This window comes from Leptolyngbya sp. KIOST-1 (assembly GCF_000763385.1).
Taxonomy (GTDB): domain Bacteria; phylum Cyanobacteriota; class Cyanobacteriia; order Phormidesmidales; family Phormidesmidaceae; genus Nodosilinea.
In genome coordinates this window covers 2,138,582-2,155,241 of sequence record NZ_JQFA01000002.1, presented here as the reverse complement: position 1 = coordinate 2,155,241, position 16,660 = coordinate 2,138,582, and the positions used below count along the sequence as shown (strand labels likewise).

The window sequence follows — 16,660 nt, the reverse complement described above, 5'->3', positions numbered from 1 at the left end:
AGGGGCGCAGCATGGTACGCCCTACCAGTTCCTGATTGTGAATCAGGGCTTACTAAATCAGATTTCGGATTAGGTGCAGGGTAGAAAGAGGTTAGTGCCACCAATCAGGGACCAGAGGCCCTGCGCCCAGTCCCCATGCCCTCTGGTCCCTACAGGCTGGGCGTGTGCCCCATGGCGATCGCCGTCAGAATCGCCACCCCAAAGGCCAGGCGGTACCACACAAATACCCAGGTGGTGTGCCGCTTCAAAAAGCCCAGCAGCCAAACGATCGAGACATAGGAGGAGATCACCGTGGCAATCAGGCCGACGATCAGGGGCACCGCGCCCACCGAAGCCGTATCGGCGTCAAAAAAGTCTTTGACCTCCACCAGACCCGCCAGCACAATGGCCGGAATTCCCATCAAAAATGAGAACCGGGCGGCGGTGGCCCGCTCTAGCCCCATAAACAGGCCGGCGGTCAGGGTGGACCCCGCCCGCGACACCCCCGGAATAATCGCCAGGGCCTGACCAAAGCCCATCATGATGCCGTCGTAGAACTTGAGCGACTCAAAGGTGCGGACGCGGCGGCCAAACACCTCCGCTACCCCCAGCAGCCCGGCCATAAGAATGGAGACCATGGCAATGGTGGCGCTGCCCCGCAAAAAAGAGTTGTCAAAATCGGGAATAAAGACTTTGACAAAGACGCCCCCCACAATCAGCGGCAGGGTGCCCACCAAAATGCCCATCCCCAGCCGAAAATCTGGAGCATCAAAGTTGCGATCGCCCACGGCTTTGACCATACCCGTAGTGACCTGCACCAGATCATCCCAGAAGTACCAGAGGATGGCGGCAATACTGCCGAGCTGAATCACCGCCGTAAACGCCACCCCAGGGTCGCCCCAGCCCAGCATCACCGGCACGATTTTGACGTGGGCCGTGCTGCTAATCGGCAGGAATTCAGTAAACCCCTGCACCACGCCAATTACGATGGCCTGCCAGACCGACATATCGGTCAACAGCGCCGTCTCACCGCCGCCGCCGGTCTGGGCGAGGCAGGGGAAAAGGCTGGCAAAACTCATAGTCATAGGTGAAACCACTAACAGTGCATTACATCGAAACCCTGGCGGTGATAGGGTTCAGGCGCTGGGTCGGGCACCAGGTCAGGTGCCAATTTGACTCGGATCTACCTCTGAGGAAACCCTGGGGAACCCCTCACGACGTAGAAAGCTTTACAAATAAACACATATACTGACAGTAGGCCAGGTTCAGCGGAACGGCTGACCTCGTGTGTCATTGTACGAGACCCCAAACTTGCCCAAGCCGAGAATCTAAATTCTTTGTGTGGGCTTAATACTGGGGGTCAGTGCCTTCAACAGAGGCTGACCTGCGGCTTTTGCCAGGGCAGTCCCGTGCATCCCCCTGGGGGGCATGTTATGTTAACGATAGTTAACCCGCTTTCAGGATTCCATTGAGTCTTTCCTACTCCAACAACGCTTCCCCCTCCTGGCTGGCCTCAGCGATCGACTGGCTGGCCGCCTCTCGTCTGCAAATTCGGGTGTTTGCAGTCTCTCTGGCGCTCGTCATCTTACCCGTGTTTGTGCAGGCTCCCCTGGTGCGCTATTTCCCCTGGGTCAGTCTGGCGATGACGCCGCTGTGGCTGGGCTTAGGAGCCTGGATGATGCAGCGCTCTCGGTTGCACCTCTGGGGCGACCTGATCGTTGGCTTCGGGTGGATCTGGCTGACGGGGTCGATCTACTGGGGGTGGTTCCGCTGGGATCCGCTGGTGCATTTGCCGATTGAAGCGTTAGGGTTGCCCATTGCGGTTGTCTGTTTGCAGTGGGGCTGGGGTCGCGTTGGCAGCTATTTCTTCTTGGGCTCTCTCTTGGGCACCGCCGTCACCGATCTCTACATCAACTGGATGCATTTGTTCCCCACCTGGCAACAGCTGATGCTGTCAGACCCCGATGTAGCTCCTCTGGTGCTGCGCGCAGCCAGCGTGACCCTGGAGTCGGATGTGGCCGCCTGTCGGGCGCTCGTGCTGGTGCTATTTTTGCTGGTGGCGACGGCGATCGCGCTGACCACCTCCCGCCAGTTAGCCTGGTGGGCCTTTGGCGGAGCCGTGTTTAGTACGCTGATCGTCGATGGGCTGTTTTTTTTGACGGCAGCCCTGGCCTAGCTTGCATGACAGGGTTTGCATATCTGGCATAATGGATTCAGCTCAGGGAAACCTTGGGGTGGTCTGCTCCGATCGCGACCTTAAATTAAAGGGTTTTCTAGTTCGCGATCGCGCCCAACTGATTTCAGCCCGCGCCCTTATCCTACTGTCGTGACTTCCTTCTCTGGTCCCTACCTTGCGCTAAAAACCGGCTCCGGCGATCGCCAGCTCTCTTTGGTAGGCGGCAACTATTGGACCGTTGGCCGGGGCGACGACAACAACTTTGTGCTACCCGATCGCTGGATCTCCCGCAACCATGCCATGCTCCAGGGCACTGACAACGGCATGTTTTACCTGATCGATCTGGGCAGCCGCAACGGCACCTTTGTGAACGGACGGCGGGTCAGCGTTCCTGTCATTCTGCACGACGGCGACCTGCTCACCTTTGGCCAAACCGAGCTGCGGTTCTGCTCGCCCGTCGCAACCGTCGCCGTCACAAGTCGGGGCGATGCTCGCGGCAGCGACACCACCGCCACCGCCATGCTCCACGTGCGCCAGCTGATCTCAGTGATGGTCGTCGACATTCGTGACTTCACCGTCATGACCCGCCAAACCGACGAAAAAATTCATTCCGAGGCGATCGGCACCTGGTTTCGCCGAGCCGGGGAAATTATTGGTCAGTACGGCTCCTGGGTTGATAAATACATTGGCGATGCGGTGATGGCCGTTTGGATTCACGGTCCCGAGGGGGCCGATGAGGCCACGGTGCTACAAATTTTGCAGGCCGTCAGCACCCTGGCGGCCATGACCGAACAGCTCCACCAGCAGTTTCCGCTGCCTTTTCCACTCCGGATTGGGGCTGGCATCAACACGGGCTACGCCATGGTGGGCAACACCGGCAGCGGCGATCGCCCCGATTACACCGCCCTGGGCGATACCGTCAACGCCGCCTTTCGGCTGGAGTCATCCACCAAGCATCTGGGACTCGATCTCGCCCTGGGCGAAACCACCTACGAGTACATTCAAAAAATCTGCGGCCCCGAAGCTGGAGCTGACACCGCCGATATGGCACCCCCTCCCTTTAAGCGCTTCACTGTGGAAATGAAGGGCTACGAAGAGCCCTTCACCCTGCGGGCCGGCACCTTTTCCGACCTCGACCAGTTTTTGGCTGAAACGCTCTAGCTACCCTGTCCTTGGCATCATCAGACTTTGGGCCGGGGCTGCGGGCTCGGATCACCTTTTCGGCCTCAAGGAGTTGGCCAAGTTTTTCCAGCGATGTCGAAATGCCTTGGCTCCATTCGTCGTAGTTACATAGGGCTATTCACGCCCTCTAACATCGACCTATTGATGGAGTTGACCGATGCAGTACGCCATTTTGGTTTACGAAACCGAGCATGACTTAGCCCACCGCGAACAGCAGATGCCCGCCTACAGCGCCTACTCTCAGGCTCTAGCGGATGCCGGAGTTATGGTCGGAGGCGCGGCGCTGCACCCCAGCCACACCGCCACTACCCTGCAGCTGAAGGACGGCCAGCGGCAGGTGCAGGATGGCCCCTTTGCTGACACTAAAGAGCAGCTGGGGGGCTTTTTTTTGATTGAGGTGCCCGATCTCGACACCGCACTGGACTGGGCGGCTCGCTGCCCCGCTGCCAGCAACTGTGCCGTTGAAGTGCGCCCTCTGCTTTCGAATCCCGCCTAGGAGACGACCCCATGAAACTTTACTACTTTCCCCCTTCGCCCAATACCCGCAAAGTCCACGCAGTGGCCATTCATTTGAACCTTCCCCTCGACCTGCGGTTGGTCGATTTGCAAAAGGGGGAACAGCGCACCCCTGAATTTATGGTCCTCAACCCCACTGGGCGGACGCCGGTCCTCCAGGATGGCGACTTTATTCTGTGGGAGTCGACGGCGATTATGCAGTATCTGGCCAGCCAGCTACCCACACCCCTGTGGCCCAACAACGCACGGAGTCGGGCCGACATTATGCGGTGGCAGAGCTGGCAACTCGCCCACTGGTACGGCAGCTGTCAGCCGTTGCAGTTTGAGAACTTCGTGAAGCCCCTGCTGCAGTTGGGTGAACCCGACCCCCAAGTGGTGAAGGAGGCGACCGATCGCTTTCGCCAGGAGGCCCAGGTGCTTGAGGACCACCTGGCTGAGCGCGCCTTCTTAGTCGGCGACACGCTCACCCTGGCCGATTTTTCAGTCGCCAGTGACCTCACCTACGCCGGGCCGGGGCAGTTTCCGTTGGCAGACTATCCCCATCTCCAGGCCTGGTACGAGCGCATTGAGGCGCTACCCGCCTGGCAGCAAACCAAGCCACGGAGTTAACCCCCCATGGATGCACGTCGAGCGGCAGAACTGGCGGCCCGCAACGCCTATGGTCGACTGGTCGCCTACCTGGCGGCTCAGACCCGGGATGTGGCGGCGGCTGAGGATGCCCTCGGCGATGCGTTTCTCACCGCCCTCAACACCTGGCCAGCGCAGGGGGTACCGGCCCGTCCCGAGGCCTGGCTGCTGGTGACCGCCCGCCGTAAACTGATCGACACTGCCCGGCGCGGACAAACCCAGGCGCGGGTGCTCCAAACTCTTCAGGCCAATACCCCAACCGCAGCGCTAGGGCCGGCGGTGGACGAGATTGTGTTTCCCGACGATCGCCTGAAGCTGCTCTTTGCCTGTGCCCATCCAGCGATCGCCCCCAGCCTCCACACGGCGCTGATGCTGCAAACGATTTTGGGCCTCAACGCTCAGCAGATCGCCTCGGCGTTTCTGGTATCGCCCACCACCATGGGGCAGCGGCTGGTGCGAGCCAAGACCAAACTTCGTGATGCGGGCATTGCCTTCACCATTCCGGAGGAAAAGGAGCTACCGGCCCGGCTTCAGGCGGTACTAGAGGCCATCTATGCCCTTTACACTCTGGGCTGGGAAGACGTGGCCGGCCGCGACCCCCGCCATCAGGGGCTGACCCAGGAGGCGATCTGGCTGGCTCGCCTGTGTGTGCAGCTGATGCCCCAGGAGCCGGAGGCGAAGGGGCTGATGGCTCTGATGCTGTTTTGTGAAGCGCGCACCAGGGCCCGTCGGACCACCGAGGGAACCTACGTTCCCCTGTCGGATCAGAGGGTTGAGCTGTGGTCGCAAAGCCTGCTGCGGGAGGCGGAGCAGCTGCTGGGGCAGGCGGCGGTGGCCCAGCGCCTGGGACGCTTTCAGCTAGAGGCGGCGATTCAATCGGCCCACATGCAGCGGGTCAGGGGGCAAGCGACCGACTGGGAGGCGATCGCCCTACTCTACGAAGGGCTGCTGCAACTGGCACCGACGCTGGGAGCCAGGGTCAGCCAGGCGGCGGCGATCGCGGCAGCCCGTGGCCCTGCCGTCGGTCTGCTAGCCCTGGAAAAGCTCCCCCTCAGTGAGGTCAAGCACTACCAGCCCTACTGGGCCCTCAAGGCCCATTTGCTGCACCAGCTGGGTCAGCCTGTAGCCGCCAGGGAGGCCTACCAGCAGGCGATCGGCCTCTGCGAAGATGCAGCGATTCGGGAATTTCTGCTGGGGCGATCGCGCCTGCTCCAGACCTGACACCCTTAGCCATCAAGACAGTCCTCGGTAGAGCCTCCACTCACCACTCAAACCTCCCCCACGCCCCTCCCCTCCCCCCCCTCCCCCCCCCCTCCAGCTACAAAAGACAACTTAGGGATAAGATCGGGAAGCAACTTCCCCCCCAACCCCATGACTGCCTACTCCACCGCCCCCTTCAGCCCCGCCGAGATCGCCGCCGAGGGCATTCGCCCCGAAGAATACGACGACATTGTGCAGCGCCTGGGCCGCCACCCCAACCGGGCGGAGCTGGGCATGTTCGGGGTGATGTGGTCTGAGCACTGCTGCTACAAAAACTCGCGTCCGCTGCTGAAGCAGTTTCCCACCGAGGGGCCGCGCGTGCTGGTGGGGCCGGGGGAAAATGCTGGCGTTATCGATGCGGGGGACGGACTGCGGGTGGCCTTCAAAATTGAGTCCCACAACCACCCCTCGGCGGTGGAGCCGTTTCAGGGGGCCGCCACGGGCGTTGGCGGCATTCTGCGCGACATTTTTACCATGGGGGCTCGCCCGATCGCCGTGCTCAACTCCCTGCGGTTTGGCGACCTGACCGACAGCCGCACCCGCCGCCTCTGCCAGGGGGTGGTGTCGGGCATTGCCCACTACGGCAACTGCTTTGGTGTGCCCACCGTGGGGGGGGAGGTCTATTTTGATGCCGCCTACAACGGCAACCCCCTGGTCAACGCCATGGCGATCGGCATCCTGGAGACCGACGAGATTGTGAAGTCGGGGGCGGCGGGCATCGGCAACCCAGTGGTCTATGTCGGCTCCACCACCGGGCGCGACGGCATGGGCGGAGCCAGCTTCGCCAGTGCCGAGCTGACCGACGAATCCGAGGCCGATCGCCCTGCCGTGCAGGTGGGCAACCCGTTTTTAGAAAAATCCCTGGTGGAAGCCTGCCTGGAGGCGTTTAAGACCGGGGCGATCATCGCCGCCCAGGACATGGGGGCGGCGGGTCTCACCTGCTCCACCGCCGAGATGGCCGCCAAGGGTGGGGTCGGCATCGAGCTGGATCTCGATCTGATTCCGGTGCGGGAAACCGGCATGGTGCCCTACGAGTACCTGCTCTCCGAGTCCCAGGAGCGGATGCTGTTTGTGGTCGCCAAAGGCCGTGAAGCCGAGGTAATCGAGATTTTTGAGCGCTGGGGGCTGCACGCCGTGGTGGCGGGCACCGTCATCCCGGACGCCATCGTGCGAATTTTGTTCAAAGGCGACACCGCCGCCGAAATTCCGGCCCTGGCCCTGGCCGAAAACACGCCGATCTACCACCGCGACCTGCTGAGCGAACCGCCCGAGTACGCCCAAAAAGCCTGGGCCTGGAGCGAAGCCAGCCTTCCCCCCTGCACCGCCACAGGCCTGACGCGGCCCGATGCAGGGAGTACCCCCTGGACGGAGGTGCTCCACCAGCTGCTGGGGCAGCCGACGATCGCCTCCAAAGCCTGGGTCTACCACCAGTACGACCACCAGGTGCAGAACAACACTGTGCAGTACCCCGGCCACGGCGATGCTGCAGTGATTCGTCTGCGACCCCTGGAAGGGGTGCCGGGCTACCAGCCGGGGGCAGTTACCCGAGGGCTGGCCGCCACCGTCGACTGCAACGCCCGCCACGTCTACCTCAGCCCCTACGAAGGCGCCAGGGCCGCCGTGGCCGAAGCCGCCCGCAACCTCAGCTGCGTGGGCGCACTGCCCCTGGCGGTGACCGACAACCTCAACTTTGGCAGCCCCGAAAAACCGATCGGCTACTGGCAGCTGGCCGAGGCCTGTCGGGGGCTGGCGGAAGCCTGCCACGAGTTTGGCACCCCGGTGACGGGCGGTAACGTGTCCCTTTACAACGAAACCGTAGATAGCCAGGGCAACCCCCAACCCATCTACCCCACCCCCGTCGTGGGCATGGTCGGCCTGATTGACGACTTGAACCATACCTGCGGTCAGGGCTGGCAGCAGGACGGAGACCTGATCTATCTCCTCGGTGTGCCCGTCGAGCAAACCCTGACCGCTGCCGTCGATGGCAAACCCCTGGTCACCCTGGGCGGCTCTGAGTATCTGGCCGCTATCCACGGGGCAATCGTGGGGCACCCTCCGGCCATCGACATCGAGCTAGAAAAGCGGGTGCAGGCGGCCTGTCGCCACGGCATTGCCCAGGGCTGGGTGCGATCGGCCCACGACTGTGCCGAGGGTGGGTTGGCCGTGGCTCTAGCGGAGTCCGCCATTGGCGGGCAGCGGGGGGGGCTGATTCATCTGACCCTGGAGGCAAATCAGACCGACCAGCGTTGGGATCGGCTGCTGTTCGGCGAAGGTGGGGCCAGAATTGTGGTTTCGATCCGCCCTGAGCACCAGACGGTGTGGGAAGCCTACCTGGGCGATCGCCTGACGGATACCTGGCAGCGACTGGGCACAGTCCAGGGCGACTCCCTGACCCTGACCAGTCAAGACGGCCATACCCTACTCAGCGACACCGTGAGCGCCCTGGGCCACATCTGGAGCACCGCCCTGGAGCAGCGGCTAGCGGCGAACGTAGAAGCCATCCTATAGGGGGCATTGCTTAGGTGTCACCGAATTGAGCAAGGCCGTTACTGAGTTGCGGCATGGGTAGGGGGAACGGTCGTTTGCCCTGGGAGCGGCGCTGTTTTGATTCATCCCTGCGCTCAGTCACCCCAAGCAGGGCCTAGTACGGCCTGGCCCTGGCCCCAGCGTTCCTGGGGGGCCGATTTCTAGATTTTCACCTGCCTGCACTCTTGTCACCTATCCCCCTTGAGGGGAAAGGACAGTGCTATGATCGGTCATATATTAAGGAACTATTAAACAGGGTGGGGAAGTTCGGTAGTTTCTAATACCACTCTGAAAGCCCCCGCCCTATGATGAAGCTGGGCTCGCATTGAAGGCAAAATGCGGCAGCCAAATGTGTTGAGACGTTCTGCTCCTTTGCCATTGCGTTCCTAAAGCCACCCCGCACCACCATGACGTTCCCTTCCGAATCCCTCCTCGACGAGTCTTTTCAGTCCCGCCAGGGGGCTGCGTCCTACCTGGATCATCCCGACAAGCCCGAAGAAGCCTGCGGTATCTTTGGCCTCTACGCCCCTGACGAAGAAGTGGCGAGGCTGGCCTACTTTGGACTGTTTGCCCTCCAGCACCGGGGCCAGGAATCGGCCGGGATTGCCACGTTTGACGCGTCCGGTACCCACTGCTACAAGCACATGGGCCTGGTGTCCCAGGTGTTTGACGACCATATTCTTAAAGACCTGACAGGGCATATTGCGGTTGGGCACACCCGCTACTCCACCACGGGGTCTAGCCATGTGTGCAATGCTCAGCCCGCCGTCATCCCCACTCGCCTGGGAAACCTGGCCCTGGCTCACAACGGTAACCTGGTCAATGCGGCCGACCTGCGGGAAGAACTGCTGCAGCGAAACCACGACCTGGTCACCACCACCGACTCGGAGATGATTGCCTTTGCCCTGGCCGAGGCGGTCAACGACGGGGCCGACTGGGTGGCGGCGGCCAAAACAGCGTTTAACCGCTGCTACGGAGCGTTTAGCCTGGTGATTGGCACCCCCCAGGGCATTTTGGGTGCCCGCGACCAGCAGGGCATTCGCCCCCTGGTGCTGGGCGTGCTCGGCCACGACATTCCTGAGGTGGGCCAGCCCGCCCACTACGTGCTGGCCTCAGAGACCTGTGCCCTCGACATCATCGGGGCCACCTACGTGCGCGACATTGAACCGGGAGAACTGGTGTGGATTACCCCTGAAGGGCTGGTCTCTCACCAGTGGGCAGCGGCCACCCAGCGCAAGCTCTGCGTGTTTGAAATGATCTACTTCTCGCGGCCCGACAGCATTGTCAACGGCGAGAGTCTCTACAGCTACCGCCGCCGCCTGGGCCACCAGCTGGCCAAAGAATCCCCCGCCGATGTCGATTTGATTATGGCGGTGCCCGACTCTGGGGTACCCGCGGCGATCGGCTTCTCCCAGCAATCCCAAATTCCCTACGCCGAGGGGCTGATCAAAAACCGCTACGTGGGCCGCACCTTTATTCAGCCCACCCAGTCCATGCGGGAGGTGGGCATTCGCATGAAGCTCAACCCGCTCAGGGACGTCCTGGAGGGCAAACGGGTGCTGATCGTGGATGACTCGATTGTACGAGGTACCACCAGCCGCAAGATTGTGCAGGCCCTGCGCGATGCCGGGGCGATCGAGGTGCACATGCGGATTTCGTCGCCGCCCGTCACCCACCCCTGCTTTTACGGTATCGATACCGATAACCAGGATCAGCTGATTGCCGCCACAAAATCCCTGGAGGAGATTGCCCAGCAAATCGATGTCAATTCCCTGGCCTATCTGAGCTGGGAAGGAATGCTGGAAACGACCTACCAAGACCCGGATAGCTTCTGCTCGGCGTGTTTTACAGGGAATTATCCGGTAGAAATTCCCGAGCCCTTCAAGCGGGCCAAGCTCAAGTTTGAGCTCAAAGAACCCGTGGCCACCTAGGGGCGATTCACTCAATCAGCGTTTAATCCTGTGTCTAGCCATACCGATGGTCAGACACAGGCCTGGTCGGACCCACAGCCAAACCCGATCGCCTGTGGCTGCCCCCCCAGGGGCAGAACTGACCCGAGCCAACTACGGCTGCTCGCCGTTGCCGTACAGTTCTTGAATTAGGGCCATATCCCAGTAGGAGGCCTCGATTTTGTGGCCGTCTAGATCGCGCACGAAGCAGCCGTAGTAGGGTTCGCCGTAGTCGGGGCGGGGACCAGGGGGGCCGTCGGGTTGGGCACCAGCCGCGATCGCAGCCTCGTAAAAAGCGTGCACGGAGTCTTTGGTGGGGGCAACAAACCCGACATGGGTACCGTTGCCCACCGTAGCGGGCTTACCATCGAAGGGGGTCTGTACCCAAAACTCGGGATAGACCTTGCCGTAGGCGACAGCCCCCGGATGCTGCATAATTCGCTGACAGCCGAGGCTGGGCAGCACGCGATCGTAGAAGGCCAGGGCGCGATCGAAGTCGTTTGTGCCCACGGAAACATGGGAAAGGATGCTGGGATTTTCATCGCTCATCGTCTTTCACCCGCAGGGTTGACAGCACCAGCATAATAGTTCAAGCGAACTATTTGGGCAAGCCCGTCAACCCACTGCTTTCTCTCCCAGGGGTTGCTCATGGTCGTTAGAGAGCCCCCAACACCGCCCCCAGCACCGCCCCTGTAACCGGGTTGACGACGACAATGTGGTTGCCCAGCATGACCAGAGCCGAATTTTTCGGCTGTCTGATCAGAGCGGCGACCATTTGGGGAATTCGCAGCCTGCGGACCAGGTTGGTGGGCAACCAGCGCCTGCGGCTGACCTGCGGCTGAACCCCCACCAGGGTGTCCAGATGGGTCAAAACTTCGGCAGGCAGGTTGGCTATAACTTCGGTGCGGGGCGTTTCTTCGGCGGTTGCGATGATGGTGGCGATCGCCTCAATTTGCTCCTGGGAGAGGTTTTCCAGCACCTGAGTGGGCACAAGAGCTACCTCTGTTGCCGGATCGGCCACGGTCACCAGGTCGGCCAGGTCCTCTGCGGAAAGAGGCAGCGCCTCCGCCACAGCCTCGGGGGTGTCCAGGCTTTCTACCGCCTGTTCGATGGAAGTCTGATCTAGCTGGGCCTGGTCAACTAAGCCTGCCTCAGCTTGAGCCTGCTCAACGGGAAGCTCGTCAACCTGTACCAGGCCGGGAGCGTCGTCGATGACCTCCGCCAGAACAGAGGATGCCTGGGCCACAGTGCACAGGCTGCCAGCAGCCACCAAACCTAAACCGACGCCGAGCGTCCGTCGCCAAAGAATCATGAACGTTCTCCAAACAATAGAGTTAGGTGGGCGAGGCCGTGCCACCGCTAGCCGATCAGGGCCTGACTGCTAGCTGTAGATAGGGGCTGTGCAGTCAGTTCCCCAGGGTTGAGGTGCGCTAGAGCCAACCAGTGGTAGCGGGCCTGTTCCTTACCCATCTATTAGACCAATCCCAACCGTTCGGATGGCCGGATTGGGGTTCAGTTTTCTAACTGGTCAGCTATCCAGCTACCAACAGTCGCTGGACTTACTGCCCCATACCCGCCTCAGCCCGCGCTTTGAGCGCCTGGTTCATCGCCTCAAAGCCCGTCCGCACGTCGGTGTCTAAACTCTTGGCCAGCAGCGGCACCAGCAGCCCCGAAAATGTCTCGCCGTGGATGAACCGCACCCGGTTGTCGCCCAGCGGCTCGATCTGAAATCGGTGTTCACCGTCAAACAGGCCAGGAATTAGAAGGCGTCCCAGCCAGCGAAATTCTTTCTCAGGCTCCGCGACGAGCACGGTGGGTTTGAAGGTCATACCCTGCCCTCCCGGGGGCTGAATCTGAGCCTCCAGCCGACTGCCCTGCACCGCCGCACCGCTGATCGAGCGAATAAACGGATTCCACTGCCCGTAGGCCGAAAAGTCGGTCAAGATCTGCCAAACCGTCTGAGGCGAGGCCTCAATGTCGATGGACGTGGTGAGTTCTTTAGTCATAGCAGTGCGTTTGGTAAGAGAGAAAGGGGCAGCCCAAACCAACCTGGCCTTACCCGTGCGTCAGGCGTTATATGGCGAATTTCTCTTGTAAAAAGTACATCGTGAGGATTCCCCCCGGCCCGCCTAATCGAGTGGGATACAGAGTGCAACTTAGACGGCTAAGGACTGGGGGGAGCTAGACCTCAGCCATTGTGTACTCCGCTCTATTGAGAACCCTAAAACCGCTCTAGGAGCTCCCGCCGGTTTTCAAACCCAACCCCGCCGAGGGCTGATTCTAGCCCAACTGCTTCGACTAGAATGCCGTGCAAACTACAGCCACAGAATAGCTAAGCTCCTCCGGTATAGCGAAGATGACACGCCCTAAGCCTTCAACCCCAGCCAGTGCTTGAGCACTCGCCAGCGGTGGGCCGCAGTGGGCAGCCGCAGCCAGTAGGCCCAGCGGCGCGAAAAGCCGCCCAGCCGCCCGGTAATGCACAGCCCAAAGCCACAGACCACTGCTTCCCCCTGCCCCAGGGTGAGCATGTCGCCCAGATGGTTGTAGACAAAGGGCTTGAGGGGGCGATGGGCGATCAGCGCCAGGATGTTGTGGGCCACAGCGGGGCCAGCCTGGTAGGCGGCCTGGGCGGTGGCGGGGGCGCGGTCTCGGCCAGGGGCAGGCATGGCCGCCATATCGCCCAGCACAAAGACATTGCTGTGGTCGGGCAGCTGCAGGGTAGACAACACCTGGCACTGGCCCATAAGGGTGGGTTTGGGAGCGTCGTTCCCCGGCCACGATCGCGGCACCGTGCCGACCGTCCAGAGCATCAAATCGGCCTGGGCATGGCGGGTTTTGCCCTCGTAGCCAAAGGTCACCCCGTTGGCCTCCACCGCTTCAATGGCGGCGTTGAGGTAGACCTCTACCCCCCGTTTGGCCAGGGCGCGCGCCGCCGCCCGCTGAAGGCGGCTGGGGTACGATCGCAGAATTTCTCCCCGTCGATCGACCAGGGTGACCTGGCCCCGCGCCCCGAGGCGATCGCTCAGTTTGCAGGCCAGCTCAACCCCACTGGCCCCAGCCCCAGCCACCACCACCCGCACCTGGGACAAGGAGTCGAGGTCCCCGAGTCGCCGCTCCAGCTGTTCGGCGTCGTGCAGGGTGGTAAACGGCAGGGTATGGGTCTGGCTGCTGGGGAGGCTGGGTGGTCGCAGCTGGCTGCCCATGGCCACCACCAGGTAGTCGTAGGTGAGGGGGGGGCCGTGGCGCAGGGTGACGATTTGCTGACCCAAGTCAATGCGCTCAACCCAGTCCTGGCACAGGTGGATGGCGGTGTGCTTGAGGAGATCGCGATAAGCGGGGGCGATTTCCCAGGGGGCCAGCTCCTGGGTGAGCAATTCGTAGAGCAGCGGCGTGAAGCTGAAGCGATCGCGCGGCTCCACCAGGGTAATGCGCACCGGAGTCCCTTTGCCCAACCGCCGATGCAGAGCCAGGGCACAGTACAGTCCGCCAAACCCGCCGCCCACAATGCAGACCTGCACCGGCCGGGGAACGGCCGGGGAGGGGCGAAAGGCAGCCGGATCTGCCGGACCAGCGGTAGGGGGCGTCGGTGGCATAGCGGAGTTATAGCAGGGGGCTGTGTCCAGAGTGCCCAGCTTGCTGCACAATAGCGCTAGATTCAGTCCCTGCGATCGCCCCCTCCACTGCCCATGCCAGCCCCAGGCCAGGTGCCACAGCCATCCCCTCGCTCCTCAACCGTGGACCTCTGGCTAATCGCTACCGAGCAGGTTGAGCGATCGGAACTGGAAAGCCTGAGAACGGTCCTGTCAGCCGAGGAACAGGCCCGCCTTGAGGACCTTAGGTTAGCCGGGGCCCAGCGCCAATTTATCCTGAGCCGGGGCTGCCTGCGCCACCTGCTCAGTCGCTACACTAAACAACCGCCCCAGGCTCTCACCTTTGCCTACGGGCCTCGCGGCAAGCCAGCCCTCTGTCCCCATCACCCAGGCGTAACGCCCGTGTTCAATCTCTCCCACAGCGGCACCCGCCTGCTGCTGGGGGTCACTGTGGCCCCTAACATTGGGGCGATTGGGGTCGATATTGAGAGGCTGCGCTCCGTACGGCACCTGCCACAGCTGTGCCGCCGCTACCTCACGACCACCGAGGCCGCCACCGTGCTCAGGCTAGAGCATCCCCAGGCCGACCATCGGTTTTTGCGCTACTGGACCGGCAAAGAAGCCTGGCTCAAAGCCCAGGGTTTGGGCATTGCCGACTCCCTACAGGCGATCGCCCTGGAGATAGCGGAGGGAGAGATTTCTGCGGCGCTAACGGCGATAGAGGTTGCGGCCCCTGCCCCCCTAACGCCAGCGATGAAGCTTTACCAGGGACCGCCAGAGGCCCACTACACAGCGGCGATCGCTGTGCAGATTCAAGGCTCCAGCGCCCCTGTCTTGCACCTGAAGCAGACAACCCCTGCTGCGATTGCCTTGGGGTTGCCCAACCCCCAGCCTACGGCCTAACCATTGCCCAAATCGGCAATCCCCAGGGGGGAGGGGAGGTCGCCCTGGTTCCAGGAAATGTCGGGCATTGTGACCGAGGCCTCCCGCAGGGCGACTTCCCAGTGCTTACGCATTTTGATCAGGTAGGGGTCCCCCGCCTGAAACTGGGCTCGGTGGCGCACCTCAAAGCTGCCAGCCTGATACATCACCAGGTGAATGGGCGGTCCCACCGACAGGTTGGAGCGCATGGTCGAGTCAATCGAGAGCAGCGCACACTTGGCCACCGCATCGAGGGGCACGTCAAACCCCAGGGTACGATCTAAAATTGGCTTGCCGTACTTGGTTTCGCCAATCTGCAAAAACGGCGTTTCTGGGGTGGCCTGGATACAGTTGCCCTGGCTGTAGACCAGGAACAGCTCCGGCGCATCTCCCTGCACCTGTCCCCCCAGCAAAAAGCTGCACTGAAAGTCAATCTGGTCCTTTTCTAACCAGGGGCGATCGGTCTCCTGCAGGGCGCGAATCTGTTCCCCCAGGTAGCGGGCCACGTCGTAAAGGGTGGGCAGACTGTGCAGATTGGGTTTGCGATCGCGCTTGATGTCCTGGGCCAACTGGTGCACCACCGCCTGGGTAATCGACAGATTGCCGGAGGTGCAGAGCAAAATGACGCGATCGCCCGGCTTTGAAAACTCAAACAGCTTCCGGTACGACGAGATATAGTCCACACCGGCATTGGTGCGCGAGTCGGCGGCCAGCACCAGACCCTCCTTCACCAGAATGCCTAAACAGTAGGTCATAGGCTCGATAAAACGTGCGATCGCCGCAGGGGAGGCGGTTGAAGGTGATCAAAACATTGACAAAAAAGCGCCGGTTAAACCAGCGCCTCAAGACTACACCTAGACCCCACAGGGTGGCGACTGACTCCAGATGGCTCAGCCACTACCCCAACCAAGACAGGCTACGAACCCGTTTGTTTGCTGGAGGTCTGAATGTACAGAATCAGCAAGAAAACCGTCGGCACCAGCACAAAGAGAATGCTGGCCACAAAACCCAGTTTATTAACTTCCATGCTTGTCTCTACTCTCAACCCAACAACGTCGCTTCAGAGCCTTTACGTCAGCAGCACCATCAACCTAACCCAGCGGTCGAGGTCGGGCTGATCGCCACCTCACGTCGGCAAAGACTCCCATAAATTTAGAATATCACTCTCCCCGGTGAGAATGCCCGCCACGCACGAGTACTCGATGGCATTAGTCAGCCCATCAGTCCAGAAACCCGACACCTGAGCCCTAGCCCCTGAAATCTAGCCCCTGAAACCCAACACATCAACCCAGGCAGTTCCACACCTGCCCAGCGACACTAGCGTGGAGTCTCAGCGCCCCTATCCCGCTTCAGGCGCTCTTGGTCGCCTTGGCCGAGGCCTTCGACTTACGGCTGGGCTTGGTGACCACCGAAACGGGACCTTGCACCGTAGTCTGGCAGGCCAGGCGACAGCTGGCAGGCCACTTTTTCAGCTTGCGCTCCTCCACCTGGGTCCGGGGCGAAAGATTCTCGCCCCCCTCCACAACATCCACAACGCAGGTGCCGCACTGGCCATAGCCGCCGCAGTTCATCAGCTTGCCGCCAAACGTATAGAGGTCGATGCGGTTTTCTAGCGCCTTGAAACGCAGGTTGGACCCGTCGGCAACAATGATCTCCGCCTCTTCGTTAACAAACTTAACATTAGCCATCAGGGAAATCTCCTTTATGTTCTGCGTCGACAATGGCGGTAGATCAAGCCTTTAGCCGCTAGACCGAGTTGATTATCTACTGCGCCCCCTCGCGATCGCCACCGCTCAGGGCTCGGGCAGCTTGCGAGGGCAATTCGGACTAGTTACACTTCGTTAAGTAATTTCATTGTTACATCTCATCTGTACCAAATGATTCAGCATCCAACAACGGTGTGGCCCGCAAAGCAATACCCGGATGATGGCGTC

The 16,660-nt window shown here is 61.3% G+C and carries 16 protein-coding genes; 8 read left to right on the top strand and 8 right to left on the bottom strand.

Annotated features, from left to right (window positions below; translation table 11 throughout):
* Nucleotides 1-149: 149 nt before the first annotated feature.
* Nucleotides 150-1,064 carry an undecaprenyl-diphosphate phosphatase gene (locus NF78_RS09550; RefSeq protein WP_318655458.1) on the bottom strand — a complete coding sequence of 305 codons (915 nt, stop codon included), beginning with the start codon at nt 1,062-1,064 and terminating at the stop codon, nt 150-152.
* Between the two features lie 383 nt (nt 1,065-1,447).
* On the opposite strand from NF78_RS09550, the gene NF78_RS09545 reads away from it, so the two are divergent.
* The 7 genes from NF78_RS09545 to purF all read left to right on the top strand — a co-directional run bounded on the left by NF78_RS09545 (nt 1,448) and on the right by purF (nt 10,197).
* Nucleotides 1,448-2,155: a DUF3120 domain-containing protein gene (locus NF78_RS09545; RefSeq protein WP_225885269.1), complete on the top strand. Its 708-nt coding sequence runs from the start codon at nt 1,448-1,450 to the stop codon at nt 2,153-2,155.
* Nucleotides 2,156-2,305: 150 nt separating this feature from the next.
* The gene (locus NF78_RS09540; protein WP_035985913.1) at nt 2,306-3,316 is read left to right on the top strand and encodes an adenylate/guanylate cyclase domain-containing protein; all 1,011 of its coding nucleotides are present in this window, start codon (nt 2,306-2,308) and stop codon (nt 3,314-3,316) included.
* Between the two features lie 178 nt (nt 3,317-3,494).
* Nucleotides 3,495-3,833 carry a YciI family protein gene (locus NF78_RS09535; protein ID WP_035985912.1) on the top strand — a complete coding sequence of 113 codons (339 nt, stop codon included), beginning with the start codon at nt 3,495-3,497 and terminating at the stop codon, nt 3,831-3,833.
* Nucleotides 3,834-3,844: 11 nt separating this feature from the next.
* A complete protein-coding gene (locus NF78_RS09530) occupies nt 3,845-4,462 on the top strand; it encodes a glutathione S-transferase family protein (RefSeq protein WP_035985911.1) in 618 nt (205 codons plus the stop codon).
* 6 nt (nt 4,463-4,468) lie between these two features.
* Nucleotides 4,469-5,701, top strand: coding sequence for an RNA polymerase sigma factor (locus tag NF78_RS09525; RefSeq protein ID WP_035985910.1), 1,233 nt, complete (start codon nt 4,469-4,471; stop codon nt 5,699-5,701).
* Between the two features lie 150 nt (nt 5,702-5,851).
* Nucleotides 5,852-8,248: a phosphoribosylformylglycinamidine synthase subunit PurL gene (purL, locus tag NF78_RS09520; protein ID WP_035985909.1), complete on the top strand. Its 2,397-nt coding sequence runs from the start codon at nt 5,852-5,854 to the stop codon at nt 8,246-8,248.
* Nucleotides 8,249-8,673: 425 nt separating this feature from the next.
* Nucleotides 8,674-10,197 carry an amidophosphoribosyltransferase gene (purF, locus tag NF78_RS09515; protein ID WP_035985908.1) on the top strand — a complete coding sequence of 508 codons (1,524 nt, stop codon included), beginning with the start codon at nt 8,674-8,676 and terminating at the stop codon, nt 10,195-10,197.
* Nucleotides 10,198-10,329: 132 nt separating this feature from the next.
* On the opposite strand, the gene NF78_RS09510 is transcribed toward purF, so the two are convergent.
* The 4 genes from NF78_RS09510 to NF78_RS09495 form a co-directional block, all read right to left on the bottom strand.
* A complete protein-coding gene (locus NF78_RS09510) occupies nt 10,330-10,764 on the bottom strand; it encodes a VOC family protein (protein WP_035985907.1) in 435 nt (144 codons plus the stop codon).
* A 106-nt stretch (nt 10,765-10,870) separates the two neighbouring features.
* Nucleotides 10,871-11,527 carry a hypothetical protein gene (locus NF78_RS09505; protein WP_225885268.1) on the bottom strand — a complete coding sequence of 219 codons (657 nt, stop codon included), beginning with the start codon at nt 11,525-11,527 and terminating at the stop codon, nt 10,871-10,873.
* A gap of 247 nt (nt 11,528-11,774) precedes the next feature.
* Nucleotides 11,775-12,221 carry an SRPBCC domain-containing protein gene (locus NF78_RS09500; RefSeq protein WP_035985905.1) on the bottom strand — a complete coding sequence of 149 codons (447 nt, stop codon included), beginning with the start codon at nt 12,219-12,221 and terminating at the stop codon, nt 11,775-11,777.
* 360 nt (nt 12,222-12,581) lie between these two features.
* Nucleotides 12,582-13,808 (bottom strand): NAD(P)/FAD-dependent oxidoreductase, encoded by a 1,227-nt coding sequence (locus NF78_RS09495; protein ID WP_052050040.1) that lies wholly within the window; start codon nt 13,806-13,808, stop codon nt 12,582-12,584.
* 93 nt (nt 13,809-13,901) lie between these two features.
* On the opposite strand from NF78_RS09495, the gene NF78_RS09490 reads away from it, so the two are divergent.
* Nucleotides 13,902-14,708, top strand: a complete 807-nt coding sequence (locus NF78_RS09490) for a 4'-phosphopantetheinyl transferase family protein (RefSeq protein WP_035985904.1) — start codon at nt 13,902-13,904, stop codon at nt 14,706-14,708.
* Here the strand turns inward: NF78_RS09490 and NF78_RS09485 are convergent.
* The 3 genes from NF78_RS09485 to NF78_RS09475 all read right to left on the bottom strand — a co-directional run bounded on the left by NF78_RS09485 (nt 14,705) and on the right by NF78_RS09475 (nt 16,414).
* Complete coding sequence (locus tag NF78_RS09485; RefSeq protein ID WP_035985903.1) at nt 14,705-15,481, bottom strand: proteasome-type protease; 777 nt, start codon at nt 15,479-15,481, stop codon at nt 14,705-14,707. The genes NF78_RS09490 and NF78_RS09485 overlap by 4 nt on opposite strands.
* Nucleotides 15,482-15,642: 161 nt before the next feature.
* Nucleotides 15,643-15,753 carry a photosystem II reaction center protein PsbM gene (gene psbM, locus NF78_RS09480; RefSeq protein WP_017300174.1) on the bottom strand — a complete coding sequence of 37 codons (111 nt, stop codon included), beginning with the start codon at nt 15,751-15,753 and terminating at the stop codon, nt 15,643-15,645.
* A gap of 322 nt (nt 15,754-16,075) precedes the next feature.
* On the bottom strand, nt 16,076-16,414 hold the full coding sequence (locus tag NF78_RS09475; protein ID WP_035985902.1) for a 2Fe-2S iron-sulfur cluster-binding protein: 339 nt from the start codon (nt 16,412-16,414) through the stop codon (nt 16,076-16,078).
* Between the last annotated feature and the right edge of the window lie 246 nt (nt 16,415-16,660).

What these genes read in the sequence shown, in the direction of transcription:
- NF78_RS09550 (WP_318655458.1), bottom strand. Translation starts at nt 1,064, where the DNA reads ATGACTATGAGTTTTGCCAGCCTTTTCCCCTGCCTCGCCCAGACCGGC.
- NF78_RS09535 (WP_035985912.1), top strand. Translation starts at nt 3,495, where the DNA reads ATGCAGTACGCCATTTTGGTTTACGAAACCGAGCATGACTTAGCCCAC.
- NF78_RS09530 (WP_035985911.1), top strand. Translation starts at nt 3,845, where the DNA reads ATGAAACTTTACTACTTTCCCCCTTCGCCCAATACCCGCAAAGTCCAC.
- NF78_RS09525 (WP_035985910.1), top strand. Translation starts at nt 4,469, where the DNA reads ATGGATGCACGTCGAGCGGCAGAACTGGCGGCCCGCAACGCCTATGGT.
- purL (WP_035985909.1), top strand. Translation starts at nt 5,852, where the DNA reads ATGACTGCCTACTCCACCGCCCCCTTCAGCCCCGCCGAGATCGCCGCC.
- purF (WP_035985908.1), top strand. Translation starts at nt 8,674, where the DNA reads ATGACGTTCCCTTCCGAATCCCTCCTCGACGAGTCTTTTCAGTCCCGC.
- NF78_RS09510 (WP_035985907.1), bottom strand. Translation starts at nt 10,764, where the DNA reads ATGAGCGATGAAAATCCCAGCATCCTTTCCCATGTTTCCGTGGGCACA.
- NF78_RS09505 (WP_225885268.1), bottom strand. Translation starts at nt 11,527, where the DNA reads ATGATTCTTTGGCGACGGACGCTCGGCGTCGGTTTAGGTTTGGTGGCT.
- NF78_RS09500 (WP_035985905.1), bottom strand. Translation starts at nt 12,221, where the DNA reads ATGACTAAAGAACTCACCACGTCCATCGACATTGAGGCCTCGCCTCAG.
- NF78_RS09495 (WP_052050040.1), bottom strand. Translation starts at nt 13,808, where the DNA reads ATGCCACCGACGCCCCCTACCGCTGGTCCGGCAGATCCGGCTGCCTTT.
- NF78_RS09490 (WP_035985904.1), top strand. Translation starts at nt 13,902, where the DNA reads ATGCCAGCCCCAGGCCAGGTGCCACAGCCATCCCCTCGCTCCTCAACC.
- NF78_RS09485 (WP_035985903.1), bottom strand. Translation starts at nt 15,481, where the DNA reads ATGACCTACTGTTTAGGCATTCTGGTGAAGGAGGGTCTGGTGCTGGCC.
- psbM (WP_017300174.1), bottom strand. Translation starts at nt 15,753, where the DNA reads ATGGAAGTTAATAAACTGGGTTTTGTGGCCAGCATTCTCTTTGTGCTG.
- NF78_RS09475 (WP_035985902.1), bottom strand. Translation starts at nt 16,414, where the DNA reads ATGGCTAATGTTAAGTTTGTTAACGAAGAGGCGGAGATCATTGTTGCC.